The organism is Flammeovirgaceae bacterium SG7u.111 (genome assembly GCA_034044135.1).
GTDB lineage: Bacteria > Bacteroidota > Bacteroidia > Cytophagales > Flammeovirgaceae.
On sequence record CP139021.1, the window covers coordinates 4,017,655 to 4,033,419 of the forward strand.

The following is a 15,765-nucleotide window of genomic DNA, read 5'->3' on the forward strand; positions in this document are numbered from 1 at the left end:
TCTACTCGTATTTAATCAATTGATTATTTTTGAGAACTGGTACGGAATCGAACTCATCGTGTTTGAGGCAAAAAGCAATGTCCTTTCCCCCATTAAGTTTCCCGAGCCTCTGAGCATGACTCGAAACTTCCAAAAAGCCCAACAAATTATTTTTAGCCTGCTCATAAAGCAACATAGCTGCTCTTGTTTCGTCTGATGAGACATCAAATTCTGAAGAGAGCATAGTAGCCAAAGCACCCGCAAATAATGTATCTTCTAAATTGAAACGGTTCTTCCAACCAGCACATAAGACCACAACATCTTTGCTGCTTTCGCGAAGAATTTTAGCAACTGCACTTATGTTCAAAAATGCTCCAATCAAAATCTCGTTCCCGCTTTTTGCACAATCAATGGCTTTTGTACCATTGGTCGTTGTCATCACTACCGACCTACCCTTGTACTCAGCTTGCATAAAATCGAATGGGGAATTACCAAAATCAAAGGCTGGGATTTTAACCCCGTTTCGCTCTCCTGCCGTGAGGAAGCCTTGCTCTTTGAAAGGAGGAACTTCTTCAAGCGTAAGTACTGGGACGATTGCCTTCAGCCCACTGGCTATTCCCGACACCATACAGGAAGTAGCCCTGAATATATCCGTCACTACTACTGTTTTTTCCTCAAAATCATAAGCTGGGGCTAACCCAGGCGAATAACAAATCTCTAGTTGTTTCATAAAAAGCCGGTCATGAAAGAGGTAACTAACTACCTCATCCCATATAGTCAAAAGTAATGATTTTTTAATCTTATTTTAACAAGCAGCAGTGCTAATTTCAGAAAAAAAGAAACCAAGAAACACTGGAGACTTGTTGTCAAATAATTAGCACTATTTTAGGCTTCTATTGGCTTTGCCAAAGATTGTCCGTATTGCAAAGACATTTTCTTATGCGTTTTGAAAAACCTCATCACCAAAAGTACCGATGCGATAGCCAAACCTATACAGAATCCCATCCAAACACCGTATTCGTTTAGCCCAAAATGGAAAGCTAACAAATAACCTGAAGGCAAAGAACAAACCCAATAAGAGAAAAAAGCAATGTAGGTTGGCGAAGTCACATCTGAAAGCCCTCTCAGTGAACCAATAGCTACTACTTGAACCCCATCGAATATCTGAAAAAATGCTGCGAATATCAGCAAATTAGCCGCAACAGTCAGCACCTCAGGGTCTTCCACAAACATAACTGGCAGCTCCTTATTGAACAGATAAAAGAGGAGGCCACAGAAAGCCATATAAACAACCACCAGATGTAAGGATGCTACACCAGCATTTCTCACTTCTTTGAAGTTATTTTCGCCATACAGGTTACTCACCCTCACAGTAGTGGCCGAGGCCAACCCATTGGCCATCATGTAGGTTAGGGATGCCATGCTCAGGGCTATTTGGTGAGCGGCAAGTTGCACCTCTCCTATCCAGCCAAGCATAATAGTACCTATGCTAAAAGCAGCCACTTCTAAGGTAAACTGAAAACCGATAGGCATCCCCATCTTTACCAAGTTGAGGGCTGTCTCCTTTTTCAGCAAAAGCCATTTGTAAAACTGAGTATAAATTTTGCATTTTTTGGACTGGAACACCCATAAAGCCAACAATACTCCCATAGTCACACGAGAGATCAAGGTAGCCCACCCCGCTCCGTTCAAGCCCATTGGCTCAAAGCCCATCTTCCCATAAATAAGGATGTAGTTGAGTATGATATTGATAATATTGCTCGTAATGGTAGCTACCATTGCCGGTTTGGTAATGGAAAGTCCTTCGGTAAACTGCTTAAAAGTCAAGAAAAACATCATGGGAATAAATGAAAGCCCGATGATGTTGAAATAAGGTATTGCCAATTCCACCACGTTTTCAGGCTGGCTCATCAAATGAATGAGCGGAGATCCAAAAAACAATACGATGAAAATCAGCACTCCAAGTAACATGTTGATCAGCAGGCTTTGGCTAAGTAGCTCGCCCACTTTCCTTACCTCTTTCCTAGCCGATGCTGTCCCGATTAGAGGCGTAAGACCAAAGGTGAATCCGATACCAAAAATGATGATATTGAAGAATACACTGTTAGCCAAAGAGGCCGCAGCAAGGGAGGTAGTTCCTACTCTTCCTACCATTATATTATCAACAATGCCCGTAAGCATCTGCCCTGCTTGAGATAAAATTATAGGAATAGCTATCGCTAAGTTCCTCTGATAATGCGGTTTATATGTAGACAAAAAAGACATGACGATCTTCTTTTAAAAGGTGAAATCGAAAAATGAATGAAGAGATTAAGAGGCTAGTGTGGAAAAAAACAATCCTACTTAGATAAAGTTGGGAATGTACCTCCTGTGGGAGATTGAATGCCACATCATTCCATACACCAGATCTGCTTGAAGGCTGGTGTTATTCCCTTGGGTAGGAATCATAATTTGTGGAATGAAGATTAACATAAAAGGCACTTTTGATTTAGTTTTTGAACAAGAGCTAAACGCCCTCATAAATTTTGAATGCAAAAGAAAGGGTTTTCATCTTAATTCCTAGAAAAATCTCAACTTTTTGACCCTAGGTACATATCTGACAAAATTCAGGACAATTTCTTGTTAAGAAATAATAGGGTTTGGAAGGTATAAAGAAACTACTATTGTTACGTTAGCATATCATCAGCTCCTTAAATGGATTGGACACATTTATCTAATCGCTTTTTCCATAGCTGGGCAAACACTCTTAATTGAACATTTTAAACCTATTATGACAAAAGTTAAAGGTACTGCAATAATTACCACAAGGGATTATGTAAAAAGGGAATACTCTACTCAATATACCCAATGGCTAGCATCACTTCCTGCTGATAGCAGAATACTTCTTGAAGGAGTGATTGATTCTTCTTCTTGGTACGATATGGAAAAAGCATACATAATTCCCTCTCAAAAAGTAATTGATTTATTTTTTGATGGAGACATGGAAAAAGGCTCAAAAGAAATGGGGATCAATAGTGCCGCACATGCCCTCAAAGGAGTCTACAAAGCGTTTCTTCTTTTGTCAACCCCACAGTTTTTAATGACAAAAGCCTCGAAAATCTTCACTACTTACTTCGAGCCAACGGAAATAGTATTGAGCGAAAAAGGTCGTAAGCACCTAGCTGTTAGGATATTGAAATTTCCAATGATCAATGAAATAGTTGAATATAGAATAGCAGGATGGATGAACAAGGCACTTGAAATGGCAAACTGCAAAGAGCTTGTTTTTGAGAGAAGGGCTTCACTAGCTAAGGGAGATGAATTCACAGAGTTCGCCTTCGAATGGAAATAACAAACCTGATCTTCAGGATCAGAAAAAAGGCTTCGGCAAATAATTTACCGAAGCCTTTTTTAAACTATTCAAACCTAGTTCTGAGGGATATTTTCTTCATTTTTTTTAGTTGGCTTTTTTACGCCAAACACTCTTTTGAGCCATTGAGGAAGTACAATTACGCCAATACCCAAGTAGGCATAATAAGTAAATAATCGCCAGAAAAGTGCCACAGCCAAACTAAAGGCAGCTACTTCGAAAAACTCTTTGAAGAATAAACCAAAGAAATATTCGGCGGTGCCTGTGCTTCCTGGTGTTGGGGATATCAGCATGACGATCCACATAATGATTTGCCTTCCGAAGATCACGAAATGATCGTAAGGATTGATGTTGGTAAATGCCGCAATTAGGCAGTTGAGCATAAGATACCTAGCAGACCAAATGAAAATAGTCGAGACAATCGCCTTCGACCAATACTTCCATTGCTTTTCCCTCAACACTTCAGAAGCTGTAATCACATCATCTCCTATCTGAATAGCATTTTTCCTCCATTTTTTCAACCAACGAAGCCCCGTTATTCGGATCAAAATCCACTTGAACGCTCTGGGCTTAATAAACAAGCCGTAGCTCATTACCAACGTATAAAAAGCGATCAATCCTGAACTGAGCAAGTAAACTACGACCAATGAAGTTGCTCCAGCATCTACCATCTCTCCTAGCTGTGGAAATATAATGTTATTGGGAAGAAGCATAAAAACAACAACGGAGGAAATTACAAAAAACATATTGTCGAGCACGGCTGTCAGCATCACATATGCCAAGGATTTCCCAAAAGGTATTCCTTCTTTATTTATGATAAAAACAACAACTGCCGTACCTCCCACTACAGATGGAGTAACCGCTGAGGCAAACTCCCAAAGCACGATCACAAAGGCACTTGCCCACCAGTTAAGTTGCTTATCGGTAAGGTGGCGAATACGGTAGATATAACCAAAGTCACGAGCCAAAAGAACCAATATGGCAAGTACAATCCATTTTAAATCCGCATTTCCAAAGTATTGTAGTATTTCTTCTATACTTAGCTCATCCGATGTCATAAACATAAAGATGGCTGCCCCTACTCCTATCATTACTGGAATAATGATTTTGTTAGGGCTGATAGATTTTAGTATTTTCGAGCTTTTATCATCCATGAGGCGAAGCTGCTTTTCAGCTTAAATACGTAATCGAGCGTGTTAAATTAATTAGTTAATTACCTTGAAGAAAACAGCCAGAGGCCTTCAATGTTTATTCTTCAACAATCGTTCGGTTTTCCAATGGCGTACCCGAGCATTTATTATGCTTTTTATTCATAAAAAACCTCTAATCCTTTAAAAAACTTGGCGAAAATAGATAAATACATCAGAAAGTAAAAATCCGATATGTAGGGGAGAGTTTGTTTAACAAACTATAGTATTACTGTGAATTTTTGCGAAAGAGCACTAGAATGCTTCAGCGAGGTTTATGTAAAAATTACTGACGTCCCTTCCCATGCCATAATCAACCCTTAAGTTTAGACTTTCTTTCTTATTTAATGTAAACCTTAGCCCTGCCCCCCACGATTCTTTCATCCTATCAAGGGTAAAGTTGGATGGGCTTGCAGCAACTTGCCCTACTCCACCAAACACCACCACACCAAACCTTGGGCAAACAGAATAACGGTATTCAGCTTGCAAAGCCAGCGCATTTTTATCTCGATACCTTCCTCGGTAATACCCCCTCAAAAGCTTATCGCCACCTAGGTAGCCCATCTTCTGGAAGGGAACACTTCCGGTATTGAAATTCCCCAAACTTTGGAGCGCTACAACATGTTTTGAAGCTATCTTGAAGTATTTTCTAACATCTATCTTTACCTCATTGAAATCGTGGCTACTGCCTAAAACCGAGCTGTAGAACCGGTTTGAGATTTCAAGGTACATACCCTTGCTGGCATTTAATGTATTGTCTCTCCTATCGTATGTCATGATAAACCCTAAGCCCGATAAAGAAACCCCTTCCGAGCCCAAAATATTCAAATCTGCAAGCTCGCCACCTTCTTCAGGTTTGATATTGAACATGTTATAATAATTATATTGCAAGCCTACAAACAGCCCCTTTCCCAAGTTTTTAGTAAACCGAGTGCTGAAGTTGAAAATATTATTTTCATAAACCTCTTCGTTGCCCAAATCAGTATCGTTGCCAATTCCGTAATAGTTATCTGGGAATTTCAAAAACGAGATGGAGCCTCTTAACTGATAAGCCTCTTCTTTAAAGAAAATATTATAATCTGAGTTGGTTATAAACTGGTTACGAGTAGTGTAGATGAGCGCAGTACGCGCATTGGACGTTCTTGAAATTGTATCATTTTTATTCAGCTTAAAAAAATTCATCAGAACTGCACCGAATGCTAATTGCGTTTCAGGGCTATAAAAAGCCACAGGCAGCGGAACAATATTTCCCTTCCTCCAAATGTTTTCTTTTTTTACTTTAGTAACCGTATCCCCCTCAGCCAACCACTCCTCGCCTTTGCATTCAAAAGCCGCCACAAGTAGCAGCAGTAAAACTGGGACAAACAATATCCCTTCCGATTTTTCGAAATTCATAAATCAATCTTTTCGCGGTTAAATCTAGGTACGGCTCTATAACCTTGCGTTAACGTTAATATTGGGAGTAACCATAGCCGAATACACTTCCTAAGGCTATTTCTCTCCTTACTAAAACCGTACAAGTTATGAAAATATTTGCGATAAAGTACAAAAGCCGATGAACCGATGATGATTTTTGACAAGATTGCATTTTAGAATATTCTTTAGTTTCATTTCGAATACACTTAAAGATGAAAAACTAAGATTGTATATTAATGCATGGGCAGTGGCTGTGAAGTAATTGAAAGACGTTCAGAACGATTTATCGTGGAATAATATATTTCACTTTTTTCGAGAAAAGCCTTTTATCAGAACTTTAAATTTGGCATATTTCACGCTAGGTATCAAGTTGCTATACCTAGCCTAAAACATAGCCCCATAGTGGTCATAACAAGACAACATGCCACTCAAGTGGTTAACAAGCAAGATATTAGACAAAATATAAATCCTTAATAATATGAAGTTGGGAATAGTAAGAGAAGGAAAAGTGCCTATAGACAGAAGAGTGGCCTTAACGCCAGAGCAGTGCAAAGAGGTTATAAAAAAGTACTCGAACGTAGAGGTCAAAGTCCAAAAAAGCCCACTTAGGTGCTTTAAGGATTCTGAATATAGCAAAGCTGGTTTTGAAATAGTAGATAGTGTAGCTGACTGCGACATTATTCTGGGCATAAAGGAAGTTCCTGTTTCCGACCTTCTATCAAAGAAAACATATCTATTTTTCTCTCATACCATAAAGAAACAGCCCTATAATCGCCACCTTATGATCACCATTCTCAACAATAAGGTGAAGATGATTGACTACGAAACGCTTACCGATGACAAAGGAATCAGGGTGATTGCATTTGGTAGGTTTGCCGGACTCGTAGGTGCTTACAATGGTATCATTGGTTGGGGGAAAAGATATGGTTTATTCGATTTGAAGCCAGCTTATCAATGCTTTGATATGGCAGAAATGAAGTCGGAATTTGCCAAAGTGAAACTCCCCCCAATTAAAATAGCCCTCACTGGAGGCGGAAGGGTTGCTAAAGGCGCAATGGAGACTTTGGAGGGGATGAAAATCAAACAAGTAAGTCCCAGTGATTTTTTGAAAAAAGAGTTTAAAGATGCTGTCTTTACACAACTCAACCCTGGTGATTATAATGAACATAAAGGGGGTAAAAAGTTTGAGATTGCCAACTTCTTTTCAAACCCACAAGACTATAAATCGACCTTTGCTCCTTTTACCAAGGTGACAGATATGCTCATTGCTGGCGCTTATTGGGACCCAAAAGCCCCTGTTCTTTTCACTAAAGAAGATTGCAAGCAAGAGGATTTTAGAATTAAGCTAATTGCCGATATTACTTGCGACATTGACGGCTCTATCCCTTCTACCAAAAAAGCTTCAACGATCGATACCCCTTTCTACGATTACATGCCCGAAGAAGACCTGATCACGCCTGCTTTTTCATCTAGGAAAAACATCACTGTTATGGCAGTGGATAATTTGCCTAACGAACTCCCCCGGGATGCTTCCCAAAGCTTTGGGGAACAGTTGATTGAAAATGTATTGGACAACCTGCTTGTGAAAGACGACGGGATGATTGAAAGAGCGACAATTGCCGAACATGGAAAGCTAACCGATAAATACAGCTACCTTAAGGATTACGTGGCAGGGCTTGACTAGAAAATAAGTTAAAGTAAAAAAGGTTCTGCACCAAAAGGGTTGCAGAACCTTTTCTTTATAAGAAATAGAGAAATATCTAAGCTAACGTATTCACGTTATTCAAATCCTCACAAGCTTTTTTAAGCCTTTCATTGAACGAAACCTCAGCCTTGCGAAGCCATACCCTTGGATCGTAGTATTTCTTGTTAGGAGAATCTTCACCGTCTGGGTTGCCAATTTGAGTCTGAAGATAGCCTTCATTCTCTTTATAGTAATTTCTCACTCCAGACCAGCTAGCCCATTGTTGGTCAGTATCGATGTTCATTTTTACCACACCGTAACCAATTGCTTCTCTGATCTCTTCTACACTTGATCCTGAACCACCATGGAATACAAAGTCGATAGGGCGGTCATCTTCAGTTTTATACTTCTCTTTGATATACTCCTGAGAGTCTCTTAATATTTTCGGCTCTAGTTTTACGTTACCTGGCTTGTACACACCATGAACATTACCAAATGCAGCTGCTATAGTAAATTTTGGGCTGATTTTAGAAAGTTCTTCGTAAGCATAAGCAACTTCTTCAGGTTGCGTATAAAGTTTAGAAACATCAACATCTGTATTGTCAACGCCATCTTCTTCACCACCCGTCACACCAAGCTCTATTTCCAAGGTCATACCTATTTTGCTCATACGCTCTAGGTATTTCTTACAGATCTCGATATTTTCCTCTAAAGGCTCTTCGGAAAGGTCAATCATGTGCGAGCTAAACAACGGCTTTCCATGCTCTTTATAAAAAGCTTCGCCAGCATCTAGCATGCCATCTACCCAAGGAAGAAGTTTTTTCGCACAGTGGTCAGTATGCAATACGATAACCGCACCGTAAAGTTCAGCTAGCGCGTGAACGTGCTTCGCACCAGAAACAGCACCTGCAATACAAGCCTTTTGCCCCTCGTTTGAAAGTCCTTTCCCTGCAAAAAATTGAGCACCGCCGTTAGAGAACTGGATCATTGCCGGAGCGTTGAGGTCACGAGCAGTTTCCATTACCGCATTTACGGTGTTTGTGCCAATAACGTTCACGCCTGGTAGGGCAAATCCTTTAGTTTTAGCGTATGCATATAATGCTTGTAGATCGTCTCCGGTTACAACTCCGGGCTTAAATTCAGTTTTAGCTGCCATAAAAATTGATTTACACGTATAATTAAAAATTCGATTGTATTTGAGTTTGCCAAGAAAGCTATAATTCTGCAAATTTTCAATTTTAATCTCAAAGTTCTTATGACCAACATCAGGTTTGGTCTCTATACTTTGCCACGTTTTCAAAAACTTCCTCTACAGAAACATTTCATTAATAGCCCACAAAACTTTCTTTTTTATAATTTTGAAATATCTTGCTCGATTATAAGAGCCTCTAATTTCGATTATATTTTTTAACTTTCTATTATCTTATATGATTAATGTACTTTTCGTTTGCTTGGGTAATATTTGCCGCTCTCCTATGGCCGAAGGCGTATTTGCCCACTTGGTTTCAGAAAAAGGCTTGGAAGACCAGGTTGGTTATGACTCAGCCGGCATGATCGGCTTCCATGCCGGAGAACTTGCCGACCGAAGGATGCGGAACACCGCTAGTAGCCATGGCATTGAGCTTACCCATCGCAGCAGACCATTTGAAAGCCAAGATTTTCAAAAGTTTGATTACATCATAGCAATGGATTCAAACAACAAAAAAGATATTGAAGCCGAAAAAAAAGGAGGTTTGGGAAAAGACCAGCATATTTACATGATGCGCGACTTTGATGACAAGCGCTCTGGAAAAGCTGTAGAAGACCCTTATTACCAAGGTGATACTGCCTTTGAAGATTGCTACCAAATCCTATTGGAAAGCAACAGTAATTTTTTAGATTACCTTATTAGCAAACACAACCTTAACCCAAAAAGTTAGGTCAAAAAAATGTTGATGAGCTTACGTAGAAAAAACATAGACCAGCTACAGACAAATATGAAAGTGTTTTTTTCGTATATATTTATATTTTTTGCTTGCACATTGCCTACATCCTTGTGGGCACAGCAGCAAGCAAGCACTACCCTTCCCGCTACCCCTGTAAAAAAACAATTGACACTGGTAATTGATGCCGGACACGGGGGAAGAGACCCCGGAAAGCCTCGAGGTTCTGCTAAAACCAAACATGAAAAAGATCTTAACCTCGATATAGCCCTCAAGCTAGGTAACTATGTGGAAACCAAAATCCCCGAGGTAAACGTAATCTATACTCGCAAGACGGATAAAACAGTCAGCCTAGATGATATTGTAGAAACTGCTAACAGCAATAAAGCTAATTATTTCATCAGTATTCACTGCAATTCTAACCCAAATAAAGCTATTTATGGTACCCGCACGCATATCCATAGCCACAAATTTAAGCCCAGCCAAACCTTAGCCATTCTTATTGAAAAGCAATTTTCTGAAAGGGCTGGAAGAAAGAGCCGGGGCATTATGGACGCTAGGGACAGGGGGTACAATTTACAAGTGCTGCAATACACGGAAATGTCGGGGGTATTGGTAGAAGTCGGCTTTCTTACCAACCCTACTGAAGAAAAATACCTTAACTCCGAAAAAGGGCAGGATCTTATTGCCTCAGCAATTTTCAGGGCTTTTCGAGATTTTATATCGGTAAAGCACAACATTAAAAAGAAAGAGCCTCGAAAAACGGTTTATAAAGTTCAAATAATGGCTAGTATTAAGCCCATCGCACTCGATTATCATAAGTTTAAGGACATTGGTATGAGAGTAGAAGAACATAAAATAGAAGGTGCAAAAACGGCATACAAATACCGCTATATGGTAGGCCATGAATACGAACAAGCCCTTGCCTCTAAGCTTAAGGAAAAAATGAAGGATTTAGGGTTTAAAGATGCTTTCGTGGTAAAACTTAACAACTAAAAGTTAGTTATACAAAAAGCCCCAAGCCCCTTCGATATTAATTATTGCGGGGCTTGGGGCTTTTCAATAGATGTAGAGCGTTTCTACTGTCTTTAAAATTGAGATTTATATGTTTTTTGAAAATCTTCCCATGGGGTTTTCTTGAAATGATCCTCACCTATGTATTGAAGAATAGGCGCAAGGGACTGTGGCTGTTGGTAACCTGGAATTGGCTGAATCATCCTCATTTGCTCATCAAGAAACACTACTGTGGGAAAGCTAAGTTTATTCTGTAAGAGTGCAGCAGCTAATTCGTGATACCCTCTCCTACCATTTGCTACAAACTTGAATGTATTCCCATCAAACTCGATAGCTTCTTTCTGCTCCGCATCAAGCTTTACTGCATAGTAATGTTTACTCAGCAATTTGGAAATCACTTCATTTTTAAAGGTAGTCTGATCCATCCGCTTGCACCATCCGCACCAATCGGTATAAACATCAATAAATATTTTCTTTGGCTCTTTTTTATTTCGCTCAATTGCCTCTTCAAAACTTATCCATTCAATTTCCTCAAATGAAGGTTTTTCAGGTGAAGCAACTGGAGAAAATGAAGTAAACACAAAAAGAGATATTAATAAACTGAGGATTTTCATACGTAATTGATAGTGTCTTTTCTTAAATAATACTGGCTGATCAACAGCCATTTGCCTACTTTTGGAAAATCTATTTTAATATAAACTATTCTTAAAATGAAGCCATTAGTCTTAACATCAAAGAAAACAGCACTTCAAGCGGTATTAGTTCCTGTTCTTATTAGCCTTTTACTTTCTTCTTGTATAGCCTATAAAGAGCCCGAATTCAAAACTGTGAAAAACATAACTATAGCTAAGTTCGATCAAAAAGAAATTGAACTCCAAGCAGATGCGGTTTTGTTCAATCCCAATACTTTTTCATTAACGCTAACGGAGATAGATCTTGCATTAAGTGTAAATGATATTGAGGTAAATAATATCAAGCAACTACGCTCTTCTAAGGTAAAAGCTAATTCAGATTTCGAGGTACCTCTCAGTATCAAGTTTCCTACGGAAAAGCTTTATGACAACTTCTTCACTGCCTTACAGTATATGACTTCAAACAAAAAAGTGGGGGTAAAGTATAATGGAGTGATCAAAATGAAAGCCGCCGGTATAAAATTCAATGTCCCAATTGATTATACCGGCGAACTTAAGCTTTCAAAATAATTCTTCAGCAAACGATATATTTATATTGAATGGCTTCTGATTATTTTTCAGAGGCCATTTTCTTTTCTTCATTAGTAAGGTAATGATTGACAGCTAATAGCAAAAATATAGCTATAGTAGCTAAACCTCCATAAAGTCCACCATAAGCAACAGATTTTAATAAGAAGGCTTGTTTATTTAGTTTTACTCCATTAAACCCATTCACCACTTGCACCTTTTCCAACAAGGCTAATTCTGTATTAACTTCCTGAAGCTCTTGAAAAAATTGATAATCTTGGTCAAAAATTGATAACGGATTACTCACCACATCATCATTTTTATTTTCACGAACTGAAATTTCTAATGAAGCAGCCGAAGTAAGTTCATTTTTCTTCAGCTTTTCTTTAATGATCGTTTTCAGCGAATCAAGGTTTGATAATTCTGTCTCAAGCTTCTTTTTCCTAGCTTGTAACCTACTTAACTCTGTATTATACAAACGATTGATATAAGGGTTTTTTTCAAAATAATGAAGCAAGCCCTTCTCTAACATACTCAAATTGGGAGTGGAATCTTCACTTTCAATATTGACACTTGCAGTAATTACAAATAAGCTTGACCCAAGCTCGGCAGCCAATATAACTGAGTCAATATTTTCAGTAGAGTTATAAAATGAATATATATTATAGTAATTATTTACATTCTCAGATTCAAAGCCCTTTAGAAAAATCAGTTCTGCTTCTGGAATACCCAGCTCTTGAGAAAGAAGGTCGTAATTTTTGTTTCTACAATAGTCACTTAGTTTATCTACCTCAGCTTTGAAATAAAGCCCTCTCAAATAAGTTGACCGAATGGTAATCCCTGTTTCATAACTTGGGTTTTGCATAGAATAATACCCGAAACCTAGCAAGCCTCCTAAAACACCTCCTAAAACCAAAAACTTAAACCTAGCTACCACAAAATTCCGAAGGAAAATCAGTAGTATTAAAAATGTTTTAAATATCCAACTCAAAAACTTAGCGATTCCATCTCGAATACTAAGCAAAAACTCCCTGATGTCTATTTCGTCACTAGCAGGTTTGTTCTTATTCTCTTCCATTCCTTATATGTTGATGTTTTTTGATTCAATTCTGAATGGCGCAATATTACCATTTTTTATATATTTTCAAGTAATTTTTCCCCTTTTACTTGCTTGAAAAGCTCAGCAATATAACTTTATCAAACACCAAGACCACCTGAATGAAAACAATTCTTGAAGAACCGAATGTAAGCGTTTATTTAAACGAGCAAAACGCAACAATTGTGGTGGATTGGAAAGGAGAAGCAACCTTCCCCCAATTCCAATTTGCCAACGATCATGCCCTCCTCTTCGCAGCCAAGGGAGGGATAAAAAAAATACTTCTTAACCAGGCTCTACTCAAAAACCCGGACTATAAAACCAGGTCATGGTCTCTTTTCAGCTTTTTACCCAGAGTATTCAAAGAGCTTGGTTTCAATGCTAAAGTAGCTGTAATCCCAGCAGATACAGAAAGTTCTTTCACAAAGTTATTAGCTAAAATACAATCCGATATACTCGTACATATAAGCGATGATTCAAAGGAAGCAAATCAATGGTTAGATGCCTAACCTCTACTTACCAACAACAATTTCCCCACCTGAAAAGCAGCATTTTCAAGAAGTCGCCCACATTCCTTCATGGATTTCTCTAAACTCATTGGACTATCTGCAATTGCTAGAAGTGTGTCAAAAGCTTCAAACTTCTCTAACTCCGAAGGAGGGATAGCCCCTGCAAAAGCTACCGTCAATATCCCATGTTTCTTTGCTTCTATCGCTATTCCATAAGGACCTTTCCCATCCAGGGTCTGAAAATCTAATTTACCCTCAGCGGTGATTACTACATCTGCCCATGGGAGGTGCTCATCAAAACCAAGTTGATCCATTACCAAATCAATGCCGTTGCAAAGTTCGGCGCCTAGCCACGCATAAAGCCCAGCGGCTATCCCTCCAGCTGCACCACCATGTGTTAAGCTACCTATTTCTTTTCCCAATTCTTTTTGAGTGAAATCCGCAAAGCTCTTTAAACTTTCATCAAGCTTTTGTACATCTAATTGCGAAGCCCCTTTTTGAGGCGCAAAAACTTTTGCTGCACTTCTTTCCCCTAATAACTCATTTTCCACATCGCAAGCAATTTTTATATCAACAGCTTCAAACCTAGTATCTAACCCACTCGTATCTACCGACTGGATTTTCCCAACAGCTTCACCACCCTGCCAAACTTCTTTTCCATCTTTATCAAAAAACCGAATTCCTAATGCTTTTAAAATCCCAACTCCTGCATCCGTTGTCGCACTCCCTCCTATTCCCAGAATAATTTCTTTACAACCCTCATCTACCGCTTTTTTCATCAGCTCGCCTGTGCCTATTGAACTAGCATTCAGCGCATCTAGCTCATTCGGATTGAGCAAAGCAAGCCCAGAGGCTTTAGCCATTTCTATGATAGCTACTCCTTTCGGGGTTATTCCAAACTTAGCCTTCACTTTTGCCCCCAATGGGTCTGTAACTTCCGATTCAACGAACCTTCCTCCTAGAGCCTTTGTGAGCACATCAGCAAAATGGTCACCTCCATCGGCTATGGGCACGCAACGAGTTTCAAAACTTTTGCTGGCTTTTTTTAATCCTCTTTCTATCGCCTCGGCTACTTCAAAAGCACCTAAGCTTCCTTTGAACGAATTGGGGGAAATCAGAAAATTCATGATGGCTCAGTTAGTGGTTGAAAATCTATAATCAGTTTTATATTCAACTAAAGAAAATAAAATATTGAGCAAAACCTGCTAGACAGCCTAAGAGTGCTCCTACCAAAATCAACGTAAGTTCATCTTCTTGAAAAGCAGGTCTCAAAAAAGATTCGAATTCCTCTGGAGAAAGGGCTATCATGCGCTCGCTCAGAACTGCTCGAATGTTTAGCGCATCTTCCGCATACTTAAATATGGAGCGTATGGAGATTGGTAACTCCTGCCTAAACCTAAAAAAAACAATACTTTTGATCACTTCCATCTTTTCAGGTCCAGAAACCAAATCTATGAGATTACGAGCATTTCCAGCTATTTTATCTACCACATGGTCCACATGGTTTTTTACCAATTCAGCCAGGTTCTTTGAACCTGGGCCTCGAACCATGTACTCAAAAATAGCTTCCGAAGTCAGCAGTTTTGTGGCAATGATGTTGGCATATTCCCCTGCCACTTCTTGCTGCCTTTTAAGGAACAATCCTTGCACCACCACTGGTCCAAACTTACGGGGCTGAGTAGGCTCAAAAATAAGTTTTAATGCCAACCAGTTTGTTGCATAGCCAACCAAAACCCCAAAAAGAGGAAGCATCCACCAAGGACTATAAAAATAAAAAACAATCATCTGAACCAAGCCAAAGAGTGCCCCAAAATAGAAACCTGACTTTTCAATAAAGCGAAATTCTTTTCGTCCACACTCGAAAAAAATCTGGTTTACAAGTTCCTTATCTTTCGAAAGCGTATTAACCGTAAGGGTTTTCAAGTCGATAAGTTGGTCGATATTATTCTTCATATCGTCCATAATTTGTTGGATGAGATGGGGCATTTCCTTCGCGACCGTTTCGTAAATAGCATCCCGCATACCTTGGGGAGCTTTCTCCCATAGGTCTGGAATCTGAGCCACCATCACCTCATCTATAATTTTCTTGGACATATCCTCTAGGGCGGGCTTCATTTCCTCTGAAACTCGAATAGGATCAATCCGCTCAAACTCCACTTCCATGCTAAGCAGCTTTTGCGAAAGCAAATCTACCGCTTTCCCCCCCATCTTCTTTGCCTTGCTCGGGATAATCCCCTGCCAGCCCAAATAGGGTCGAATGCCTACAAACTCAATGGGGTAAAAAGTCATTTTCACCGCCATCACGTTCGTCCACCAGCCTACCAAACCACTTACTAGCGGGATGGTCATGTACTGCAACAAGCCTACATAATCTTGGAAAATGTCCTGCATTTATTTTCGGGAACAGATA

15 protein-coding genes are annotated in these 15,765 nt (G+C 39.3%); 6 read left to right on the forward strand and 9 right to left on the reverse strand.

Features of this window, described 5'->3' with window-relative positions:
* Position 1: 1 nt before the first annotated feature.
* The gene (locus R9C00_15695; protein WPO33145.1) at positions 2–709 is read right to left on the reverse strand and encodes a 2-phosphosulfolactate phosphatase; all 708 of its coding nucleotides are present in this window, start codon (positions 707–709) and stop codon (positions 2–4) included.
* Positions 710–864: 155 nt separating this feature from the next.
* A complete protein-coding gene (locus R9C00_15700; GenBank protein ID WPO33146.1) occupies positions 865–2,244 on the reverse strand; it encodes an MATE family efflux transporter in 1,380 nt (459 codons plus the stop codon).
* Between the two features lie 505 nt (positions 2,245–2,749).
* Here R9C00_15700 and R9C00_15705 point away from each other — a divergent pair.
* On the forward strand, positions 2,750–3,310 hold the full coding sequence (locus R9C00_15705) for a hypothetical protein (GenBank protein ID WPO33147.1): 561 nt from the start codon (positions 2,750–2,752) through the stop codon (positions 3,308–3,310).
* 74 nt (positions 3,311–3,384) lie between these two features.
* Here the strand turns inward: R9C00_15705 and R9C00_15710 are convergent, their stop codons facing one another.
* Together R9C00_15710 and R9C00_15715 are read right to left on the reverse strand one after the other, a co-directional pair.
* Positions 3,385–4,482, reverse strand: a complete 1,098-nt coding sequence (locus tag R9C00_15710) for a lysylphosphatidylglycerol synthase transmembrane domain-containing protein (GenBank protein ID WPO33148.1) — start codon at positions 4,480–4,482, stop codon at positions 3,385–3,387.
* Positions 4,483–4,770: 288 nt separating this feature from the next.
* On the reverse strand, positions 4,771–5,910 hold the full coding sequence (locus tag R9C00_15715) for a BamA/TamA family outer membrane protein (protein ID WPO33149.1): 1,140 nt from the start codon (positions 5,908–5,910) through the stop codon (positions 4,771–4,773).
* Positions 5,911–6,409: 499 nt separating this feature from the next.
* Between R9C00_15715 and R9C00_15720 the strand changes: the two genes are divergently transcribed.
* Complete coding sequence (locus R9C00_15720) at positions 6,410–7,615, forward strand: NAD(P)-dependent oxidoreductase (protein ID WPO33150.1); 1,206 nt, start codon at positions 6,410–6,412, stop codon at positions 7,613–7,615.
* 76 nt (positions 7,616–7,691) lie between these two features.
* On the opposite strand, the gene fbaA is transcribed toward R9C00_15720, so the two are convergent.
* Positions 7,692–8,771, reverse strand: coding sequence for a class II fructose-bisphosphate aldolase (gene fbaA / locus R9C00_15725; protein ID WPO33151.1), 1,080 nt, complete (start codon positions 8,769–8,771; stop codon positions 7,692–7,694).
* 271 nt (positions 8,772–9,042) lie between these two features.
* Here fbaA and R9C00_15730 point away from each other — a divergent pair, with 271 nt between their 5' ends.
* The gene (locus tag R9C00_15730; protein ID WPO33152.1) at positions 9,043–9,534 is read left to right on the forward strand and encodes a low molecular weight protein-tyrosine-phosphatase; all 492 of its coding nucleotides are present in this window, start codon (positions 9,043–9,045) and stop codon (positions 9,532–9,534) included.
* A gap of 15 nt (positions 9,535–9,549) precedes the next feature.
* Positions 9,550–10,533, forward strand: coding sequence for an N-acetylmuramoyl-L-alanine amidase (locus R9C00_15735; GenBank protein ID WPO33153.1), 984 nt, complete (start codon positions 9,550–9,552; stop codon positions 10,531–10,533).
* A gap of 92 nt (positions 10,534–10,625) precedes the next feature.
* On the opposite strand, the gene R9C00_15740 is transcribed toward R9C00_15735, so the two are convergent.
* Complete coding sequence (locus R9C00_15740) at positions 10,626–11,165, reverse strand: DUF255 domain-containing protein (protein WPO33154.1); 540 nt, start codon at positions 11,163–11,165, stop codon at positions 10,626–10,628.
* Between the two features lie 96 nt (positions 11,166–11,261).
* On the opposite strand from R9C00_15740, the gene R9C00_15745 reads away from it, so the two are divergent.
* Positions 11,262–11,753, forward strand: a complete 492-nt coding sequence (locus R9C00_15745) for an LEA type 2 family protein (GenBank protein ID WPO33155.1) — start codon at positions 11,262–11,264, stop codon at positions 11,751–11,753.
* Positions 11,754–11,793: 40 nt separating this feature from the next.
* Here the strand turns inward: R9C00_15745 and R9C00_15750 are convergent, their stop codons facing one another.
* Positions 11,794–12,666 (reverse strand): hypothetical protein, encoded by an 873-nt coding sequence (locus tag R9C00_15750; GenBank protein WPO33156.1) that lies wholly within the window; start codon positions 12,664–12,666, stop codon positions 11,794–11,796.
* Positions 12,667–12,968: 302 nt separating this feature from the next.
* Between R9C00_15750 and R9C00_15755 the strand changes: the two genes are divergently transcribed.
* Positions 12,969–13,355 (forward strand): hypothetical protein, encoded by a 387-nt coding sequence (locus R9C00_15755; GenBank protein ID WPO33157.1) that lies wholly within the window; start codon positions 12,969–12,971, stop codon positions 13,353–13,355.
* Here the strand turns inward: R9C00_15755 and R9C00_15760 are convergent.
* Both R9C00_15760 and R9C00_15765 read right to left on the reverse strand, forming a co-directional pair.
* The gene (locus R9C00_15760; GenBank protein WPO33158.1) at positions 13,352–14,482 is read right to left on the reverse strand and encodes a glycerate kinase; all 1,131 of its coding nucleotides are present in this window, start codon (positions 14,480–14,482) and stop codon (positions 13,352–13,354) included. The genes R9C00_15755 and R9C00_15760 overlap by 4 nt on opposite strands.
* 43 nt (positions 14,483–14,525) lie before the next feature.
* Positions 14,526–15,746 carry a hypothetical protein gene (locus R9C00_15765; GenBank protein ID WPO33159.1) on the reverse strand — a complete coding sequence of 407 codons (1,221 nt, stop codon included), beginning with the start codon at positions 15,744–15,746 and terminating at the stop codon, positions 14,526–14,528.
* Positions 15,747–15,765: the final 19 nt, after the last annotated feature.

Coding starts and splice junctions, on each gene's coding strand:
- R9C00_15695 (WPO33145.1), bottom strand. CDS start 709: ATGAAACAACTAGAGATTTGTTATTCGCCTGGGTTAGCCCCAGCTTAT.
- R9C00_15700 (WPO33146.1), bottom strand. CDS start 2,244: ATGTCTTTTTTGTCTACATATAAACCGCATTATCAGAGGAACTTAGCG.
- R9C00_15705 (WPO33147.1), top strand. CDS start 2,750: ATGACAAAAGTTAAAGGTACTGCAATAATTACCACAAGGGATTATGTA.
- R9C00_15710 (WPO33148.1), bottom strand. CDS start 4,482: ATGGATGATAAAAGCTCGAAAATACTAAAATCTATCAGCCCTAACAAA.
- R9C00_15715 (WPO33149.1), bottom strand. CDS start 5,910: ATGAATTTCGAAAAATCGGAAGGGATATTGTTTGTCCCAGTTTTACTG.
- R9C00_15720 (WPO33150.1), top strand. CDS start 6,410: ATGAAGTTGGGAATAGTAAGAGAAGGAAAAGTGCCTATAGACAGAAGA.
- fbaA (WPO33151.1), bottom strand. CDS start 8,771: ATGGCAGCTAAAACTGAATTTAAGCCCGGAGTTGTAACCGGAGACGAT.
- R9C00_15730 (WPO33152.1), top strand. CDS start 9,043: ATGATTAATGTACTTTTCGTTTGCTTGGGTAATATTTGCCGCTCTCCT.
- R9C00_15735 (WPO33153.1), top strand. CDS start 9,550: ATGAGCTTACGTAGAAAAAACATAGACCAGCTACAGACAAATATGAAA.
- R9C00_15740 (WPO33154.1), bottom strand. CDS start 11,165: ATGAAAATCCTCAGTTTATTAATATCTCTTTTTGTGTTTACTTCATTT.
- R9C00_15745 (WPO33155.1), top strand. CDS start 11,262: ATGAAGCCATTAGTCTTAACATCAAAGAAAACAGCACTTCAAGCGGTA.
- R9C00_15755 (WPO33157.1), top strand. CDS start 12,969: ATGAAAACAATTCTTGAAGAACCGAATGTAAGCGTTTATTTAAACGAG.
- R9C00_15760 (WPO33158.1), bottom strand. CDS start 14,482: ATGAATTTTCTGATTTCCCCCAATTCGTTCAAAGGAAGCTTAGGTGCT.
- R9C00_15765 (WPO33159.1), bottom strand. CDS start 15,746: ATGCAGGACATTTTCCAAGATTATGTAGGCTTGTTGCAGTACATGACC.